Here is a 606-nt window from a genome sequence, read left to right as displayed (position 1 = left end):
GCGGCGACGATCGGGATCCACAGCAGCGCGGCGTTCACGGCCCACAGCAACCGGGCCTTCGGGCTCGGCCGCCACGCGGGATCGTCCATCACCACCGGTGTCGGTGGAACGGTCCGGGCGTCGGGTCTGCCCAGTTCGGAATCCCGTGTCAATTCGTGCTCCTCGTCGCCGCGCCGGTCGCTCCCGAGTATTGCGCGACTCGGTCGGATCCGGCCCACGAGTCTCCCGACCCCGAGTGAACACGCAGGTGGGAGAAGATCACGAGCCGGGAGCGCACGCAGCCGATAGGCTCGGTTGTACCGGCCGGTCCGGCACGCGGGCCGCCTGGTCGAAACGTCGAGACGAGGAGGATTGTGATGCCTGGATCAGCGCGCCCCGACGAATTCGCCGGACTGCCCGAGGCCGATCGGATCGAGCAGGTCACGGACGCATACGACGACGAAGCCGCGGAGGACGTGGTGCCCGACCAGGTTCCGCTCGAGGTCGATCCCGGTGACGCCGTCGAGCAGAGCCTGTCCGTCCCCGAAGACGAGGACTATCCCAGGGAGTGAGCACCCGGAGGTGGCACGCGTCGGAGTCGTGGCGCATGATCGCCCAATGACCCGC

At 68.8% G+C, this 606-nt stretch carries 1 protein-coding gene; it reads left to right on the top strand.

All coding sequences use genetic code 11. The features are described 5' to 3' along the window. Positions 1-356: 356 nt before the first annotated feature. Positions 357-551 (top strand): hypothetical protein, encoded by a 195-nt coding sequence (locus I0Q12_RS00625; protein WP_197250110.1) that lies wholly within the window; start codon positions 357-359, stop codon positions 549-551. Positions 552-606 lie beyond the last annotated feature (55 nt).

It is taken from the genome of Rhodococcus sp. CX (assembly GCF_015865005.1).
Taxonomy (GTDB): domain Bacteria; phylum Actinomycetota; class Actinomycetes; order Mycobacteriales; family Mycobacteriaceae; genus Rhodococcus.
The sequence above is the reverse complement of the archived record's forward strand: the minus strand, read 5'-3'. Positions and strand labels throughout refer to the sequence as shown.

What these genes read in the sequence shown, in the direction of transcription:
- I0Q12_RS00625 (WP_197250110.1), top strand. Translation starts at nt 357, where the DNA reads ATGCCTGGATCAGCGCGCCCCGACGAATTCGCCGGACTGCCCGAGGCC.